The sequence below is a fragment of the Arthrobacter sp. Y3221157 genome (assembly GCF_059089865.1).
Map to the genome: position 1 here is coordinate 1 of NZ_JBNHFD010000012.1, position 15,308 is coordinate 15,308.

Annotated in this window: 16 protein-coding genes and 1 riboswitch; of the genes, 13 read left to right on the forward strand and 3 right to left on the reverse strand. The window is 62.7% G+C overall.

Features of this window, described 5'->3' with window-relative positions; translation table 11 throughout:
* From AC5RTT_RS05635 to AC5RTT_RS05645, 3 genes are all read left to right on the forward strand, one after another.
* Window positions 1-584, forward strand: a 584-nt coding sequence (locus tag AC5RTT_RS05635; protein WP_494144375.1) for a glucose-6-phosphate dehydrogenase assembly protein OpcA, incomplete at its 5' end; no start/stop codon positions are given.
* Window positions 585-709: 125 nt separating this feature from the next.
* Window positions 710-1,813 (forward strand): S-(hydroxymethyl)mycothiol dehydrogenase, encoded by a 1,104-nt coding sequence (locus tag AC5RTT_RS05640; protein WP_494144376.1) that lies wholly within the window; start codon window positions 710-712, stop codon window positions 1,811-1,813.
* A complete protein-coding gene (locus AC5RTT_RS05645; RefSeq protein WP_494144377.1) occupies window positions 1,813-2,433 on the forward strand; it encodes an MBL fold metallo-hydrolase in 621 nt (206 codons plus the stop codon). The genes AC5RTT_RS05640 and AC5RTT_RS05645 overlap by 1 nt, the downstream gene beginning before the upstream one ends.
* 79 nt (window positions 2,434-2,512) lie before the next feature.
* On the opposite strand, the gene AC5RTT_RS05650 is transcribed toward AC5RTT_RS05645, so the two are convergent.
* The gene (locus AC5RTT_RS05650) at window positions 2,513-3,781 is read right to left on the reverse strand and encodes a helix-turn-helix transcriptional regulator (RefSeq protein ID WP_494144378.1); all 1,269 of its coding nucleotides are present in this window, start codon (window positions 3,779-3,781) and stop codon (window positions 2,513-2,515) included.
* Window positions 3,782-3,956: 175 nt separating this feature from the next.
* Between AC5RTT_RS05650 and tkt the strand changes: the two genes are divergently transcribed.
* The 10 genes from tkt to AC5RTT_RS05700 all read left to right on the forward strand — a co-directional run bounded on the left by tkt (window position 3,957) and on the right by AC5RTT_RS05700 (window position 12,902).
* Window positions 3,957-6,110: a transketolase gene (tkt, locus tag AC5RTT_RS05655; protein WP_494144379.1), complete on the forward strand. Its 2,154-nt coding sequence runs from the start codon at window positions 3,957-3,959 to the stop codon at window positions 6,108-6,110.
* A gap of 24 nt (window positions 6,111-6,134) precedes the next feature.
* Window positions 6,135-7,250, forward strand: a complete 1,116-nt coding sequence (gene tal / locus AC5RTT_RS05660; protein ID WP_494144380.1) for a transaldolase — start codon at window positions 6,135-6,137, stop codon at window positions 7,248-7,250.
* A 95-nt stretch (window positions 7,251-7,345) separates the two neighbouring features.
* Window positions 7,346-8,023 (forward strand): ribulose-phosphate 3-epimerase, encoded by a 678-nt coding sequence (rpe, locus tag AC5RTT_RS05665; RefSeq protein ID WP_494144381.1) that lies wholly within the window; start codon window positions 7,346-7,348, stop codon window positions 8,021-8,023.
* Between the two features lie 44 nt (window positions 8,024-8,067).
* A complete protein-coding gene (locus AC5RTT_RS05670; RefSeq protein WP_494144382.1) occupies window positions 8,068-8,541 on the forward strand; it encodes a ribose-5-phosphate isomerase in 474 nt (157 codons plus the stop codon).
* Window positions 8,542-8,685: 144 nt separating this feature from the next.
* Entirely contained in the window at window positions 8,686-9,048 is a 363-nt protein-coding gene (locus AC5RTT_RS05675; RefSeq protein ID WP_494053416.1) for a cupin domain-containing protein, read from the forward strand.
* Window positions 9,049-9,104: 56 nt separating this feature from the next.
* Window positions 9,105-9,240, forward strand: a riboswitch (TPP riboswitch).
* 61 nt (window positions 9,241-9,301) lie between these two features.
* A complete protein-coding gene (locus tag AC5RTT_RS05680; RefSeq protein WP_494144383.1) occupies window positions 9,302-9,820 on the forward strand; it encodes an ECF transporter S component in 519 nt (172 codons plus the stop codon).
* A 3-nt stretch (window positions 9,821-9,823) separates the two neighbouring features.
* The gene (locus tag AC5RTT_RS05685; protein ID WP_494144384.1) at window positions 9,824-10,624 is read left to right on the forward strand and encodes a thiazole synthase; all 801 of its coding nucleotides are present in this window, start codon (window positions 9,824-9,826) and stop codon (window positions 10,622-10,624) included.
* 115 nt (window positions 10,625-10,739) lie between these two features.
* Window positions 10,740-11,168 (forward strand): hypothetical protein, encoded by a 429-nt coding sequence (locus AC5RTT_RS05690; protein WP_494144385.1) that lies wholly within the window; start codon window positions 10,740-10,742, stop codon window positions 11,166-11,168.
* Window positions 11,165-11,911 (forward strand): YcnI family copper-binding membrane protein, encoded by a 747-nt coding sequence (locus AC5RTT_RS05695; RefSeq protein WP_494144386.1) that lies wholly within the window; start codon window positions 11,165-11,167, stop codon window positions 11,909-11,911. Before AC5RTT_RS05690 ends, AC5RTT_RS05695 begins: the two co-directional genes overlap by 4 nt.
* Window positions 11,901-12,902, forward strand: a complete 1,002-nt coding sequence (locus AC5RTT_RS05700) for a Gfo/Idh/MocA family protein (protein WP_494144387.1) — start codon at window positions 11,901-11,903, stop codon at window positions 12,900-12,902. Before AC5RTT_RS05695 ends, AC5RTT_RS05700 begins: the two co-directional genes overlap by 11 nt.
* 96 nt (window positions 12,903-12,998) lie before the next feature.
* Here AC5RTT_RS05700 and AC5RTT_RS05705 read toward each other — a convergent pair whose 3' ends face one another.
* Window positions 12,999-13,586, reverse strand: coding sequence for a TetR/AcrR family transcriptional regulator (locus AC5RTT_RS05705; protein WP_494144388.1), 588 nt, complete (start codon window positions 13,584-13,586; stop codon window positions 12,999-13,001).
* Window positions 13,587-13,842: 256 nt separating this feature from the next.
* On the reverse strand, window positions 13,843-15,243 hold the full coding sequence (locus AC5RTT_RS05710; protein ID WP_494144389.1) for a trimethylamine monooxygenase: 1,401 nt from the start codon (window positions 15,241-15,243) through the stop codon (window positions 13,843-13,845).
* Between the last annotated feature and the right edge of the window lie 65 nt (window positions 15,244-15,308).

The following is a 15,308-nucleotide window of genomic DNA, read 5'->3' on the forward strand; positions in this document are numbered from 1 at the left end:
AGACCTCCATCGGCCGCATCGCGCACCGCCGGATCACCGACTCCGCGAACGAACCCGACCCGCAGGCCGCGCTGGAAAACATCCGCGCCACCTACAAAGCCGGCGACACCGACCTCGCCTGGACCCGCCTCACCAACTGGCGCATCCAACTCGCCGCAGCCCTGGACCAGGCCAGCTCAACCGCGGTACTGGCCGCCGAAGTCGAAGGTGCCTCGGATTCCCCAAGCACGCTGCTGATGGCAGCCTGGCTGAACACCGCGCTGAACGTGCCCGTGACTATCTTGCCGGGCACCCCCGGAACGGGCCTCCGCCGGGTCCGCCTCACACTTCCCGACGGCGACATTCAACTCCTCCGCCCCGGACAAACTGTCGCTGTACTCACGCAGCCGGGCCAACCCGCCCAACGCATCTCCCTCCCGCGCCCAAACCTCCGCGACTGCCTCGCCGAAGAACTCCGCCGCCTGGACCCGGACCACGTCTTCGGTGAAACAGTCGCCCAACTGGGGCGGGCAAACCTCATGGCAACCTCGCAGGATTCCGGTGCTGTGCTGAACCCGCGGGAGGCGTGCCTGGTCCCGGCTTGATCGGTACAGGTCGACGGCACTCGGGACAGAACGGTGGCGGCACAACAACACATCCGGCTTATGGCCACCCATATCACCGGCGAGTCACGGGGTCCGGCCGGATCCAGGAAAGGAACACGAGAACAATGGTCCATAAAGTTCAAGCTGTCATTGCCCGGGAGAAGGACGCGCCGGTAACGCTGGAGACCATCCTGGTGCCGGATCCGGGGCCGGGCGAGGCCCTGGTGGACATTCTCACCTGCGGTGTCTGCCACACGGACCTGCATTACAAGCAGGGCGGCATCGGCAACGACTTCCCGTACCTGCTGGGCCATGAGGCCACGGGTGTGGTTAGTGCGGTGGGCCCCGATGTGACGTCTGTGGCCCCGGGTGACCGGGTGATCCTGAACTGGCGTGCGGTCTGCGGCCAGTGCCGGGCGTGTGCCAAGGGCCAGCCGCAGTACTGTTTCAACACGCACAACGCCTCCCAGAAGATGACGCTGGAGGATGGCACCGAACTTTCGCCCGCGCTGGGCATCGGTGCGTTCGCGGAGAAGACCCTGGTGGCTGCGGGGCAGTGCACCAAGGTGGACCCGGAGGCCGACGCCGCGGCGGTGGGCCTTTTGGGTTGCGGTGTGATGGCCGGCATTGGTGCCGCCATCAACACCGGTGAGGTCAAGCGCGGCGAGTCCGTGGCCGTGATTGGCTGCGGCGGCGTGGGTATCGCCGCGATCGCCGGTGCCAGGCTCGCGGGTGCGACGACGATCATCGCCGTGGACATCGACGATAACAAGATTGAAATGGCCAGGTCCCTGGGCGCCACGCATGGCGTGAACTCCCGGCAGGAGGACGCGGTGGAGGCGATCCGGGCCCTCACCGGCGGCAACGGGGCGGACGTGGTGATTGACGCCGTCGGCCGTCCCGAAACGTACAAGCAGGCGTTCTATGCCCGCGACCTCGCCGGCCGTGTGGTGCTGGTGGGCGTCCCGACGCCGGAGATGCAGCTGGAGCTGCCGCTGCTGGACGTGTTCGGTAGGGGCGGGTCGCTGAAGTCCTCCTGGTACGGGGACTGCCTGCCCTCCCGGGACTTCCCGATGCTCGTCTCGCATTACAAGCAGGGCAACCTGGACCTGGACGCCTTCGTCACCGAACGCATCAGCATTGATCAAGTGGAGGAGGCTTTCGAACGGATGCATAAGGGCAAGGTCCTGCGTTCGGTGGTCGACCTGACGCAGAGGAGTGCAATCTAATGACCATCAGAATTGAGAACGTGGTCACCTCGGGGACGTTTTCGCTCGACGGCGGTACCTGGGACGTGGACAACAACGTCTGGATCGTGGGCAACGACGAGGAGTGCGTGATCATTGACTCCCCGCACGACGCCGCCGCGATCATTAATCAGGTCCGCGGCCGGAAGGTCCTGGCCATCCTGCTGACCCATGCGCACAACGACCACATCGGCGCCGCCCGGGAAGTTGCCGTCGCCGTGGGTGCCCCGATTTACCTGAACCCCGAGGACCTGGTGCTTTGGGAGCAGGTCTACCCGGACTACGAACCGGACCGTTACCACGGAGACGGAGACGTGTTCGAGGTGGCAGAAACGGCCCTGTTGGCAATTCACACGCCCGGCCATTCCCCTGGCTCCACGTGCTTCTATCTCGAAAGCGAAGGAACGGTCTTCACCGGGGACACGCTGTTCAACGGCGGCCCCGGCGCCACCGGCCGGTCCTACAGCGACTACCCCACCATCCTGGCTTCCATCCGCGAGCGGCTCCTGGTGCTGCCGCCCGAGACTGTGGTCCGCACCGGCCACGGCGACAACACCACCATCGGCGCCGAGCAGGAAACCCTGGCCAGGGTTTCGCAGTAGGGAGCAAATTCACCAGGAGTGAGTAAGTGAGGCGCGCCGGGAATGCCCGGCGCGCCTCTGCTGGTGTCAGAAAGCAGCGTTACCGGAGTCCGTGGCTGTGGGCCAAGGCGATAGCTTCAGTTCGTGACCCGACGTCGAGCTTCCTGAACAGGTTTCGCACGTGGAACTTGACCGTGTTCTCGCTGATGCCCATTGTTGAGGCGATAGTACGGTTGCGGTGTCCGGCGGCGAGGTGCTGGAGTACCTCGAGTTCCCTTGCAGCAAGATTCCATCCCGCTACATCTCCGGTGGGGCGGGCGGGCGGGTCCAGGGGGAGTGATACGAAGATGTCGGCCCCCCAACCGGACATGACGTCCATCCGCAGCTGTCCGGAGAGCGCCTGGACCCGGCGTTGCAGGCCCACGATGCTCGGCGTTTCGGCGGTGAGTGCACCGCCTCCGTCGTCTCGCACGTTGATCAGCAGGTTTCCGCCATCGCAGTCCCACTGTGTCCGGATTCTGGTGATGTCTGTTTGTTCCATCATGGCCAGGACAAGTCCGCGGACGATGGCACGGGCAGCATGGGCGATCTCGCCGGGGAGGGCCCTGCCATTCAAGGGTGGTTCGATGAATTGGACGTCAATGCCGCTAAAGCCCGTGAGCGGCCGCAAGTCTTCCCGCAGCCGTTCGAAGGCTTTGGCGACGGGCTCTTCTGCTATGTCTGTTGTCCGGTCACTAAGGGTCCTTAACCCGAGGAGGGCCTTGGCAGTGAGTTCTATGACGGTTGTGCGGGCAGCTGCATCGTCCAGGGACGCCGAGCGCAGGGCTGCCATGAGGGTTTCGAGAGTGGTCGAATGCAGATCGGTCAGTTCGGCCGTCACACGGATGCGTTCAGCTGATGCTGCCCGGGACTCCAACAAGTACGACGGCGGTGCATCCGCCACTTTTTCCTGGATTCGCCGCGCCGCGATGCGCCATAGGAACGTCACAAGGTCCAGGTTGGCGTCATCTCCCGAACCGGTGGGGGAGGGATCGGTGAGGACGAGGAGGGCCTGGCTGGCGGCATGCTTATGAGCCAGCACCTGCCGGGGTTTGCCGGCCAGGTCGGCTTCCCCAAACCAAGGCGTTTCGTCGGACAGGGTGGCGCGAAGCTCGTCCAATTCCGGGATGCTGACACGGGAAATGATGTCCTCCGCACCCGCCTTCTTCTGGGGCCTGCCAGTACAGTCCTCGGTGAAGATGACCAGCGCACTGCTCTTGACGTAAGGCAGGGTGGCGTTACGGAGCCGTTCCGCTATTTTGGCCAGTGGGGCATCAGCCAGGGCAGCAACGGTCTGCAACAGTGGCCATGGCAGGTCTGTAACGGTCATGTCATCTTCCTAGTGGCTGGTCGAGGAGAGGTGGATCACACCACCCAGTCCTAAAGTATAGTAAAAACTGCCAGAAAACAGGATTACTGCTACCCCTTTGTTTCGCGATGATTGATCTAACCGAAAGTTCGTGTGGTCGCGCAAGGCCAAATCATCTAATCAAAGGGGATTAATAGTGAACCCGACAGCAAATGCCGTACTCACCCCGCGTCCTGATACTGCTGTACTGGACTGGACGTCCCAGGACCAGCGCGCGGTGGACACACTCCGCGTCCTGGCAGCCGACGCCGTTGAGAAGGTGGGCAACGGACACCCGGGGACCGCGATGAGCCTGGCTCCTGCTGCGTATCTTCTTTTCCAGAAGCTGATGCGCCACGATCCGCGCGATCCGGACTGGATCGGCCGTGACCGGTTCATCCTGTCCCCGGGGCACTCCTCGCTGACCCTCTACAGCCAGCTGTTCCTGTCAGGCTACGGCCTGGAACTGGAGGACCTTCAGGCGCTTCGGACCTGGGGTGCACTGACCCCCGGCCACCCGGAGTACAAGCACACTGCCGGTGTGGAGATCACCACCGGCCCGCTGGGCCAGGGCCTTGCATCCTCGGTGGGCTTTGCCTACTCCCAGCGCCGCCAGCGCGGCCTGTTCGACGCCGATGCTCCCGCCGGCGAGAGCCCGTTCGACCACACCATTTGGGTCATTGCCTCCGACGGCGACATCCAGGAAGGCGTGACCTCGGAGGCTTCCTCCCTGGCCGGCCACCAGGAACTGGGCAACCTCGTCGTCATCTACGACGAGAACCACATCTCCATTGAGGACGATACCGACATCGCCTTCACTGAGGATGTCCTGAAGCGTTACGAAGCCTACGGCTGGCACACCCAGCGCGTTGACTGGACCGAGACGGGCGAATACGTCGAAGACGTCCAAGAGCTCTACTCCGCGCTGCTGGCGGCCAAGGCTGAGACCTCCAGGCCGTCCATCATCTCGTTGCGCACCATCATCGGCTACCCCGCCCCCAAGAAGCAGAACACCGGCAAGATCCACGGATCAGCCCTGGGCGCCGATGAAGTTGCAGCTCTGAAGGAAGTGCTGGGCTTCGACCCCGCCAAGTCCTTCGAGGTGGATGAGGACGTCCTTGCCCACGCCCGCAAGGTTGTGGACCGCGGCGCAGCCGCCCGCTCCGAATGGGAAGAGTCCTTCTCCGCCTGGCAGTCCGCCAACCCCGAGGGCGCCGCCCTGCTGGAGCGCGTCGAAGCCCGCCGGCTGCCCGCCGGACTCGACGCCGCCCTGCCGGTCTTCGAGGCAGGAAAGGACGTCTCCACCCGCGCCGCCTCCGGCAAGGTCCTGAACGCCATCGGACCGGTCATGCCGGAACTCTGGGGCGGTTCGGCCGACCTCGCCGAGTCCAACAACACCACCATCGAGGGGTCGCCGTCGTTCATCCCGGCTTCCCGCTCCACGGAAGCGTGGAAGGGCAACCCCTACGGCCGCGTCCTGCACTTCGGCATCCGCGAGCACGCCGCCGCCTCGATCGTGAATGGCATCAGCCTGCACGGCAAGACCCGCGCGTTCTCAGGGACGTTCCTGATCTTCAGTGACTACCAGAAGCCGGCCATCCGCCTTGGAGCCCTGATGGGCGTCGGGTCCATCTATGTGTGGTCACACGACTCCATTGGACTGGGCGAGGATGGCCCCACCCACCAGCCGGTGGAACAGCTCTCCACCCTGCGTGCGATCCCGGGCCTGGACGTTGTTCGACCGGCCGACGCCAACGAGGTTGGCATCGCGTGGAAGACCATGCTGGAAAACCACAGCAACCCGGCCGGCATCGTCCTGACCCGCCAGAACGTTCCGACTTTCGCCCGCGGCGAGGGGACCGCCGAGGGTGACACCTTCGCTTCCCCGGCCGGTGTGGCCAAGGGCGGCTACGTCCTGGCCGAGGCATCCAATGGCGGTGCCACCGTTCCGGCCCAGGTGCTCCTGATCGCCACCGGCTCCGAAGTGCAGCTGGCAGTCCAGGCCCGCGAAGCACTCCAGGCCGAAGGCATCGCCACCCGTGTCATCTCCATGCCGTGCGTTGAGTGGTTCAACAAGCAGGACGCTGCCTACCGTGAGTCGGTCCTCCCGTCCGCGGTCAGGGCGCGTGTCTCCGTCGAAGCAGGACTGGCCCTGGGCTGGAAGGAATTCGTCGGTGATGCCGGCCGTTCCATCAGCCTCGAGCACTACGGCGCCTCCGCTGACTACAAGCGTCTCTTCCAGGAGTTCGGCATCACGGCGGAAGCAGTCACAGCCGCCGCTAAGGACTCCCTCGCAGGCCTGCAGGCCTAACAACCGATTTCAGGAGAAAAGACAATGACTACTCCCACCCAACAGCTCTCCGACGCCGGAGTATCGATCTGGCTGGACGATCTTTCCCGAGGCCGGCTCTCCAGCGGCGGGCTGCAGAAGCTCATCGAAGAGAAGAACGTGGTTGGCGTGACGACCAACCCGTCCATCTTCCAGGCCGCGATCACTTCGGGCACCGACTACGACGCCGCTATCGCCGGGCTTGCCGCCCGGGGCAGCAGCGTGGAGGAGACGATCTTCGAGATCACCACCACCGATGTCGCGGACGCCTGTGACCTCTTCGCCCCTATCGCCGCCGCCACGAACGGCGTTGACGGCCGCGTGTCCATCGAGGTAGACCCCCGCCTCGCCTGGGACACCGCCGGCACCATCGCCGAGGCCAAACAACTGTTCAAGAAGGTCGACAAAGACAACGTCCTGATCAAGATCCCGGCCACCCTTGAGGGCCTTGAGGCCATCACTTCCGTTCTGGCCGAGGGTATCAGCGTCAATGTGACCCTGATCTTCTCGCTGGAGCGCTACCGCGCCGTCATCAACGCCTTCCAGGCCGGCCTGAAACAGGCCAAGGAGAACGGCCACGACCTCTCGAAGATCCATTCGGTGGCGTCCTTCTTCGTTTCGCGTGTGGATACCGAGATCGACAAGCGCCTCGACGCCATCGGCACCGACGAAGCCAGGGCGCTCAAGGGCAAGGCAGGCGTCGCCAACGCCCGCTTGGCTTACCAGGTCTACGAGGAGCTGTTTGCCACCGAACGCTGGGCAGTCCTGGCTCAAGCCGGCGCCCGCCGGCAGCGGCCGCTATGGGCCTCCACCGGTGTGAAGGACCCCGCTTACCCGGACACCCTCTACGTCACCGAACTCGCCGCCGCCGACGTGGTAAACACCATGCCCGAGAAAACGCTGGACGCCACTTTCGACCACGGCGTGATCACCGGCGACACGATCACCGGCACATACGAGGAAGCACAAGGTGTGCTCACCGCCATCGAGTGCCTCGGCGTCTCCTACAACGACGTCGTCACTCTCCTGGAATCCGAAGGTCTGGACAAGTTCGTGGCCAGCTGGAAGGAACTGCTGGCCGATGTTGAGGGCGCGCTCTCCAGCGCCCGGAAGGCATCCTGACCACCGCCCGGAAAGCATCCTGAACCATTGAGTGCGCCCTGCGCGGGACCCATAGGGGTCCCGCGCAGTGGCCGCAGATCAGAAAGGCGGACACCATGTCCAAGCCACCCCTAAATTGCTGTATCAATCCCAGCATCCTGTCGGCCGACTTCGTCAACCTCGAAGCAGAGCTTGCCCGCATCAGCAATGCCGATGCTGTCCACGTGGACGTCATGGACAACCACTTCGTCCCGAACCTGACCATCGGCCTGCCTGTCGTGGAAAGGATCCAGAAGGTCAGTCCTGTGCCGCTGGATGCCCATCTGATGATTTCCAATGCTGACACCTGGGCCCCCCAGTTCGCTGACGCCGGTATTGCCTCGGTCACCTTCCATGTTGAAGCATCGGTTGCACCGATCAAGCTTGCCCGTGAGCTTCGCGCCCGGGGCTCGAAGGCCGGCATGGCCCTGCGCCCTGCCACGCCGGTGGAGCCGTACCTGGACATGCTTTCCGAACTGGACATGCTGCTGATCATGACCGTTGAACCGGGCTTTGGAGGCCAGGCCTTTTTGGACGTGATGCTGCCCAAAATCCGCCGGGCCCGCGCCGCCGTCGACGGTTCAGGGGTGAACGTAGCCATCCAGGTGGACGGCGGCATCACGGAAGAAACCATCACCCGTGCCGCCGAGGCCGGCGCCAACGTCTTTGTCGCTGGCTCGGCCGTGTACGGCAAACATTCCCCTGCTGAGGCAATCGAGTCACTGCGCGCGAACGGCCAGCTTGCCTTCGCATAGCAGCAGGCCGCCCCATCACCGCTACCAATCTTGAAGGACCCATAATGCGCGTTCACATCGCAACCGACCACGCCGGCATGGAGCTCAGCTCCCATCTGATCACCTCGCTCGCAGCCAGCGGCTACGAGATGGTGGACCACGGACCGGCCGCCTACGACGCCGAGGACGACTACCCCGCATTCTGCATCAACGCCGCCACCGCCGTCGTGGCCGACCGGGCGGCAGGCGTGGACGCGCTCGGAATCGTACTGGGCGGCTCAGGCAACGGCGAGCAAATCGCCGCAAACAAGGTCAAGGGAGTCCGGGCAGCCCTCGCGTGGAACCTCGACACAGCCAGGCTCGCCCGCCAACACAACGATGCCAACGTGGTCGCCGTCGGAGGCAGGCAGCACAGCGTCGAAGAGGCCACGGAACTGGTCAAAGCATTCCTGGCAGAACCATTTACTAATGCCGAACGCCATGAGCGCCGCATCGGCAAAATCGCCACCTTCGAAACCACGGGCGAGATCGTCGAATAACCCCCACCAACAAAACCCCGGGCCAAGGTTGTCGTCAACCCTGCCGCAAGCCATCCCGGAAAGTTCTCCCGCTGCTTAGACCAGTCGGGGATCCCAACACCGACTCTCCCGTCCCGGGGGAGCAACCCAGAAAGGAAGATTCACATGAGCATAACTTTCGAGCCGACCGCCCTCTTCCAGGGGAAGCTGGACGAAGCACCGCTCGGTCCACCCCTGGCCGAAGTGCTGGGCGACGAGATTCCGACGCGGATCACTATCCCCTTTACCAGCGATGATTCCCGGATCCTCTCCGGAGTCTGGGAAGCTGACCCAGGCCTTTCACGATGGGAGTTTCTGGAGCGCGGCGAGTCGATCTACGTCCTTGAAGGCCGCATGGTGGTTACCGAGGATGGCGGAGAGCCGACTACCGTAGAGGCCGGAACCGCAGCTATCTTCCCCATCGGTTGGAAGGGCACCTGGGAAATCCAGGAGCGCATCAGAAAATTCTTCGTCATTTTCACGCCCTGACCCAGGGAAACTGTAAGGCCTGGACACGTGCCAGGCCTTACAGTTTGTAGCCATTCATACAACGACAGGGGAGCGCCGCCGTCGGGCCCGTATGACCGGGAACCGCAGGTGGGCGCTGAGAGTGCGGACAGCCGCAGACCCTCGAACCTGATCCGGTTAGTACCGGCGCAAGGGAGTCGAGTTCTCGAAGTCCGGCAACGGCAGTAGCCGTCTGCCGTGCTTTCCCCTCCTGTTTCCCAGGAGGATTTTTTTCATGAGCACTGCAGCAATCAAGAAGACCACCAGCAAGTCCTGGCGCGTCGTGGACATCGTGGTGGCGGCCCTGATCGCCATCGCCGGTGGCGTGATATTCTGGGCCTGGTCCCAGGGCGCGGCCGCGGTATCCGGGCCGATGAACGCCGTACACCGGCCCCTCACCGGCCTGATCGCCGGCGGCTGGATGATCCCTGCGGTGCTGGGCATGCTGATCATCCGCAAGCCCGGCGCGGCGCTTTACAAGAAGTTCAACCTGCCGGTGTCGCTGCTGGCAGGCGCCGCCGCAGCATTCTTCTGCGGCCTGAACGATTCCTTCGCGCCGTGGGGCTGGAACATCGCCTACTCCGGCGGTGACAAGCTGGCCTACATCATCTTTACCGCCATCTCCGGAGCGGTCATCGCCGGTGCCCTGTCCTGGATCGCCACCCGCGGACTGGCAAAGACCGGCGTCCTGAGCTCCTTCGCCTCGCGCAAGGCAGCCACGGAGCCCGTCCTCTCCTGGGGCCCGAAAGGTTAGCTGATGACCATCACCACCGAAATGTGCCTGGACAGCGATCCGTTGATCATCGACGGAGTCGAAATAACTTCGCGGCTCATTATGGGCACTGGCGGAGCCCCCAGCTTGGACGGACTCGGAAGCGCCCTCATTGCTTCTGGGACCGAGCTGACCACCGTCGCCATGCGGCGCTATTCGCCGTCGGAAGCCGGTTCCTTATTCCAACTCCTGCTCGACCACAAGATCCGGGTGCTGCCCAACACCGCAGGATGCTTCACGGCAAAAGATGCGGTGCTCACCGCCGAAATGGCGCGCGAAGCATTGGAAACCGACTGGGTCAAGCTCGAGGTGATAGCTGACGAGCACACCCTGTTGCCCGATGCCGTGGAACTGGTCGATGCCACGGAGCAATTGGTCAACCGCGGCTTCAAGGTATTCGCGTACACCAACGATGATCCGGTCCTGGCCCTACGGCTCGAGCATCTGGGAGCCTCCACCGTTATGCCCCTTGGCTCACCCATCGGCACAGGCCTGGGCATCCTGAACCCGCACAACATCGAGCTGATTGTGTCCCGCGCTTCCGTGCCCGTCGTGCTCGACGCCGGCATCGGAACCGCCTCGGACGCGGCCTTTGCAATGGAACTTGGGTGTGACGCTGTCCTGCTGGCTACAGCTGTCACCCGGGCACAGAATCCGGCGCGCATGGCCAACGCATTTAAACACGCAGTCCTCTCTGGAAGGCTGGCGAGCCGCGGCGGCCGCATACCCCGCCGCGAGCATGCACTGGCGTCATCACCCTTGGAAGGACGAGCCGAGTTCCTGTAACGGATGCAGGCACCACCGGCTGCAAGCCGTCCAAAACGGTAGGTAAAAACCATCCTGATACAGCGTTTCCCGCGACCACACATGACGGGATCATGGATGCCGGGAAGGAGCAGATATGACGACACAAACGTCCGTCCGGCTGCTCCGCGCCGGTCTGGTGGGATCCCTGATTTTCATTCTCGGTGCGGGCGGACACCTCGCTGGTGGCGGTCAGGCGCCCCGGCCGGAGGTCATGGCTGCGCTCTTCGTTGTGACCTTGGTTCCGATAGTGATGCTTTCCTCACACCGGTTCTCGGTACCTGGGCTTCTTTCCGCTGACGCAGCGAACGGATGGCTGATGTTCGCTGCCCACGCCGTTGCCACTCTGGTCACAGCGCTGCTCCTGGCTCGTGGCGAGGATGCGTTGCGCCTTGTGGCCACCTGGCTTGAGCCGCTCGTGCGACTCCCTGACTTCATCGCCTTGCCGCCGACGGTGCGCACCCCGTGGCGCACCGACGTCGTAACCTCACCGTTTCTTAGTTCCGCGAAAGGCATTCTGCAATGAAGACATCACCTCGCCCTACCCTCAGCACCATCGCCGCCACAACATTGGCTGCCGGGCTGGTGGCCCTAAGTACAGGCACAGCTTCCGCCCACGTCCGCGTCGACCCTGACGGCACCGCCGAGGGCAGCTACACCCAGCTGACCTTCCGGGTGCCAAACGAATCCGAAACGGCCAGAACCAGCAAACTCGAAATCTCCCTGCCCACGGAGACGCCATTCACCTCCGTCTCCGTAAAGCCCGTGGTGGGGTGGAAGGCAGAGGTGGTGAACAGCGAACTGCCGCAGCCCGTCACCGTCAACGGCGCAACTGTCACCAAGGCGGCGACCTCCGTCATCTGGACCGCGGATGAAGCTCACCAGATCGGTCCGCACGAGTACCAAACGTTTTCCATCTCGGTCGGCGTGCTGCCCAAAGCCGGTACTGAACTGATACTGCCTGCGTCCCAGACCTACACCGACGGGAACACCGTGAAATGGGAACAGGAAACCAGCGAGGGCCAAGCCGAGCCAGAATACCCGGCCCCCGCCTTCACCACCACGGCAAAGACGGATGGCCACTCACAGGACAGCACTCCCAACCCCAACGTTCCGGCCGCGGCTGCGTCCAGCACCTCCGCTGCCACTGATGCGGGATCGGCAGCAGGATGGCTCGGCCTTGCAGCAGGGCTGGTCGGGCTGGTCGCCGGTGTAACTGCGCTCGCACGTACGCCCACCATTCGTCGAGGAGACTTAGATGAGCGATAAATTGCGTTGGGGCGTGCTCGGCACCGCCCGTATCGTCCGTAAGACAATCCCGGCGCTGCAGGAGGCGAAGAACGGGGAAGTCGTTGGCATCGCCTCCCGCACCGAGGGAAAGGCCAGGGAATACGCGGACAGGCATGGCATCCCGCAGGCGTTTAGCTCCTATGGCGCGCTTCTTGCTTCCCCGGACATCGACGCTGTGTATATTCCGTTGCCGAACGCACTCCACCTCGAGTGGATATTGAAGTCCTTGGACGCAGGCAAGCACGTACTCTGCGAAAAACCACTGGTGACCAGCGCCGCCGAATGCGATGAGGTGAGACATAAGGCCGAGGCGACCGGGCTTAAAGTCCTGGAAGGCTTCATGTACCGCTTTCACCCGCGTTTCGAAAAGCTGCAGGAACTGCTCGCGGGCAATGCCGTAGGCAAACTGACCTTTATTCACGTCGGGCATTCGTTCGACGCCGGCAGCGGTGACAACATTCGCTGGTACAGCCAGCTCGGCGGCGGCGCACTTTTCGACACGGGATGCTACTGCGTCAACGTCAGCCGGATGGTTACCGCCCAGGAACCGAGCCGAGTCAACGCATTCGGCAACTACCGCGACGCCAACGACGAGGGTCGAATCGACACCAGTATTGCGGGCATACTGCGCTTCCCCGGCAGCGTAACAGCGCTGTTCGATACCGGAGTAAACCTCGAACGACGCAACTTCCTGGAACTGACCGGAACAGAGGGCCGTCTCTACCTCGATAATCCGTTTGGCCTTCTTGAGGAGGATTCGGTTCTGGAGGAACACCACTTCGGAAAGGACACGGTTTATCACAAGATCAAGGGAGAAAATCACTTCGTACGGATGAGCGAACACTTCTCTGACAGCGTCCTGAACGGTACTCCGCTCCGCTACGATCTCACGGACGCGGCCAACAATGCCCGGGTGCTTGAAGCCCTCGATCGGGCGGCACGCAACGAAGAGGCGTTCCGCTCCGACTGAAACATCTGTGGCACTGTCATAGCGGTTGGTGACCAGCAAGGAGATCCTTTCGGTCGTTGACTCCCCGCGTTGCCGCGGTTAGCGGCATAGTTGTCCTCAGACGCCGGCCCTGGTCAGCAGTGCATCAAGCGTCATGAAGAACAAGGCGCGGTGGTCGGCCGCCGTTGGATCGGTCAGGTATTGAAGGGCCGCCCCGTCGTAGATCATCAGGAAAGACCTTACGAGCTCAGGGATGCCAATACGGCACTCGTCGCCATTGCTTTGGGCTGCCGATGAGAATATGCCTCCCAGCTCCACTTCGTAGGCAGGATAAATCTTCGCGGCCAGCGGGCTGACGGCGGCGCCGCGTGTTGCCCACAAAATGAGCTCGATCTCAGCAAGGAGGCTGCCCGGCTCTTCTTCCAGTGCTCGCCAATAACCTTGAGCCACTTGTTCCACCGCTTTTCGAAGGCCTAGGTGGGCGGGGACGTCCCCGGAAAAGCTGCTCAGGTTTTTTAGCCAAGCCTCGGCGGCCGCCTCCATGAGCTCTTCCTTACCGCTGAAGCAATAATTGGCAGTGGCCAAGGGAGCATTGGCCTCTTTAGCAATGGCGCGCATGGTTACAGACTGAACACCCTCGCGCCTCATAAGTTCCACGGTTGCTGAAATCAGCTGTTCTTTTCGATCTTTTGAGGACACCCGCATAATTCACTCTCCAGTCTCGCGTTTGGCGGCCCTCCTGGGGCACCTCTTAAGACTATGGCCTGGCGAGTGAAAAATTCATTTCCTGTCTAGAACGCTTGACCCGAACCTGTGTTCGTTTCCCTTAGCGCCTAAAACTTGCTGAACTTCGAGAGCTTTTAGGGAAGGCCATGAGGTAGAAGTAGCAGGGCTGACTCGTACACGTGGCAGGCCGCCGCCTGGTAAGCCCAGCCGACGGCCTGACACCACGTGACCTTGGTTAGGTGGCGGCTACGGTCTCCGTGAGATCGTCAGGTGCCACGTTGTCCAGATCCTGGGAGGCTCCGTGCAGGTAGCGCTCCATCGAGTCATCCATCGCATTGATCCAGCGTGTATGGTGCTTCGTCGCCATGGTGCCGGTGACCACTGAACGGTGGAGCATATCGCGGTACCCCAGGATGTCATCGTGCTTGTGCTGCATCCAGTCCTTGAACAACTGGCAGACGGCGTCCAGATCAAAGGGAGGGTAGTCTGTTGCCTCAATGAGTTCCCGCAGGTAGTCCGTCTGAAAATCGGCTTCTGCGTCGTGATCGGACAGTGCGGCCTGGCGGTCGAGCCAGAGCTGGATATCCGCCTTGCGCTCAGTGAGGGATGGAAGGTCGATCTTTCCGGTCATCACATCGCGGGCAAACCATGCTTGCGCGTCGAACATGTTGAAGGTGTAGTACTGGTCCTGGGCGCCCAGGTAGAACAGGTTGCTGTTCTGTAGCCACACCACACCCTTGTAGAGGTTGCCAGGGTATAGCACGTTTGGTGATCTCAGCGACAGCTCGCCGGGTAGGAACGGGTACTTGTGCTGGTATCCGGTGCAAAGGATGACGGCGTCAAAGTCATCGTGTGTACCGTCACTAAAGTACGCTGTGCGGCCCTGGAAATGGGTGACGAGCGGGCGCTCCACCGTGTTCTCCGGCCAGTGATAGCCCATCGGGGCCGTGCGGTAGCTGAGGGCGATGGATGCGGCGCCCATCTTGTGAGACTGCATGCCGATGTCCTCTGCGGAATAGCTGCTTCCGATCATGAGCAGCTTCTTGCCGTAAAAGCGCTCGGCGCCGCGGAAATCGTGGGCGTGCAGAACCTCGCCCGGGAAGGTTTCGATGCCCTTGAACTCGGGGACGGCGGGGACGTGGAAGTGGCCGGTGGCCACTACGAGCTTGTCGAAAACATGGGTCTCCGTGAGGTTGGTTTTGAGGTCCTCAACCGTCACCGTGAATTCCTGCGTGGCCCCGTTGTAGCTGGTGTGGCGGGCAACCGTATTGAATTTGACGTACTTGCGAACGTCTGACTTTTCCACACGGCCCTTGATGTAGTCGAAGAGGACCTCGCGCGGCGGGAAGGAGGAGATCGGACGGCCGAAGTGCTCGTCAAAGGAGTAGTCCGAGAACTCCAGGCACTCCTTGGGCCCATTCGACCATAGGTGCCGGTACATGCTGGAGTGCACCGGCTCGCCCTGACCGTCCAGCCCGATCCGCCAGCTGTTATTCCACTGTCCGCCCCACTCGCCCTGCTTCTCAAAGCATGTGATCTCGGGGATCGAGGCGCCTTTCTGACGCGCTGATTCAAACGCCCGCAGTTGTGCCAGGCCGCTGGGGCCGGCGCCAATGATTCCGACTCGTAATACCATGGTGTTCTCCTCTACAAAGATGTTTTAGGTCGCCGATGTGCGGCGGTGTAAGTTGCGCTACGGGT

Coding starts and splice junctions, on each gene's coding strand:
- AC5RTT_RS05675 (WP_494053416.1), top strand. CDS start 8,686: ATGAGCATAACTTTCGAGCCGACCGCCCTCTTCCAGGGGAAGCTGGAC.
- AC5RTT_RS05705 (WP_494144388.1), bottom strand. CDS start 13,586: ATGCGGGTGTCCTCAAAAGATCGAAAAGAACAGCTGATTTCAGCAACC.
- AC5RTT_RS05690 (WP_494144385.1), top strand. CDS start 10,740: ATGACGACACAAACGTCCGTCCGGCTGCTCCGCGCCGGTCTGGTGGGA.
- AC5RTT_RS05695 (WP_494144386.1), top strand. CDS start 11,165: ATGAAGACATCACCTCGCCCTACCCTCAGCACCATCGCCGCCACAACA.
- AC5RTT_RS05640 (WP_494144376.1), top strand. CDS start 710: ATGGTCCATAAAGTTCAAGCTGTCATTGCCCGGGAGAAGGACGCGCCG.
- AC5RTT_RS05670 (WP_494144382.1), top strand. CDS start 8,068: ATGCGCGTTCACATCGCAACCGACCACGCCGGCATGGAGCTCAGCTCC.
- AC5RTT_RS05685 (WP_494144384.1), top strand. CDS start 9,824: ATGACCATCACCACCGAAATGTGCCTGGACAGCGATCCGTTGATCATC.
- tal (WP_494144380.1), top strand. CDS start 6,135: ATGACTACTCCCACCCAACAGCTCTCCGACGCCGGAGTATCGATCTGG.
- AC5RTT_RS05700 (WP_494144387.1), top strand. CDS start 11,901: ATGAGCGATAAATTGCGTTGGGGCGTGCTCGGCACCGCCCGTATCGTC.
- AC5RTT_RS05680 (WP_494144383.1), top strand. CDS start 9,302: ATGAGCACTGCAGCAATCAAGAAGACCACCAGCAAGTCCTGGCGCGTC.
- AC5RTT_RS05710 (WP_494144389.1), bottom strand. CDS start 15,243: ATGGTATTACGAGTCGGAATCATTGGCGCCGGCCCCAGCGGCCTGGCA.
- rpe (WP_494144381.1), top strand. CDS start 7,346: ATGTCCAAGCCACCCCTAAATTGCTGTATCAATCCCAGCATCCTGTCG.
- AC5RTT_RS05645 (WP_494144377.1), top strand. CDS start 1,813: ATGACCATCAGAATTGAGAACGTGGTCACCTCGGGGACGTTTTCGCTC.
- AC5RTT_RS05650 (WP_494144378.1), bottom strand. CDS start 3,781: ATGACCGTTACAGACCTGCCATGGCCACTGTTGCAGACCGTTGCTGCC.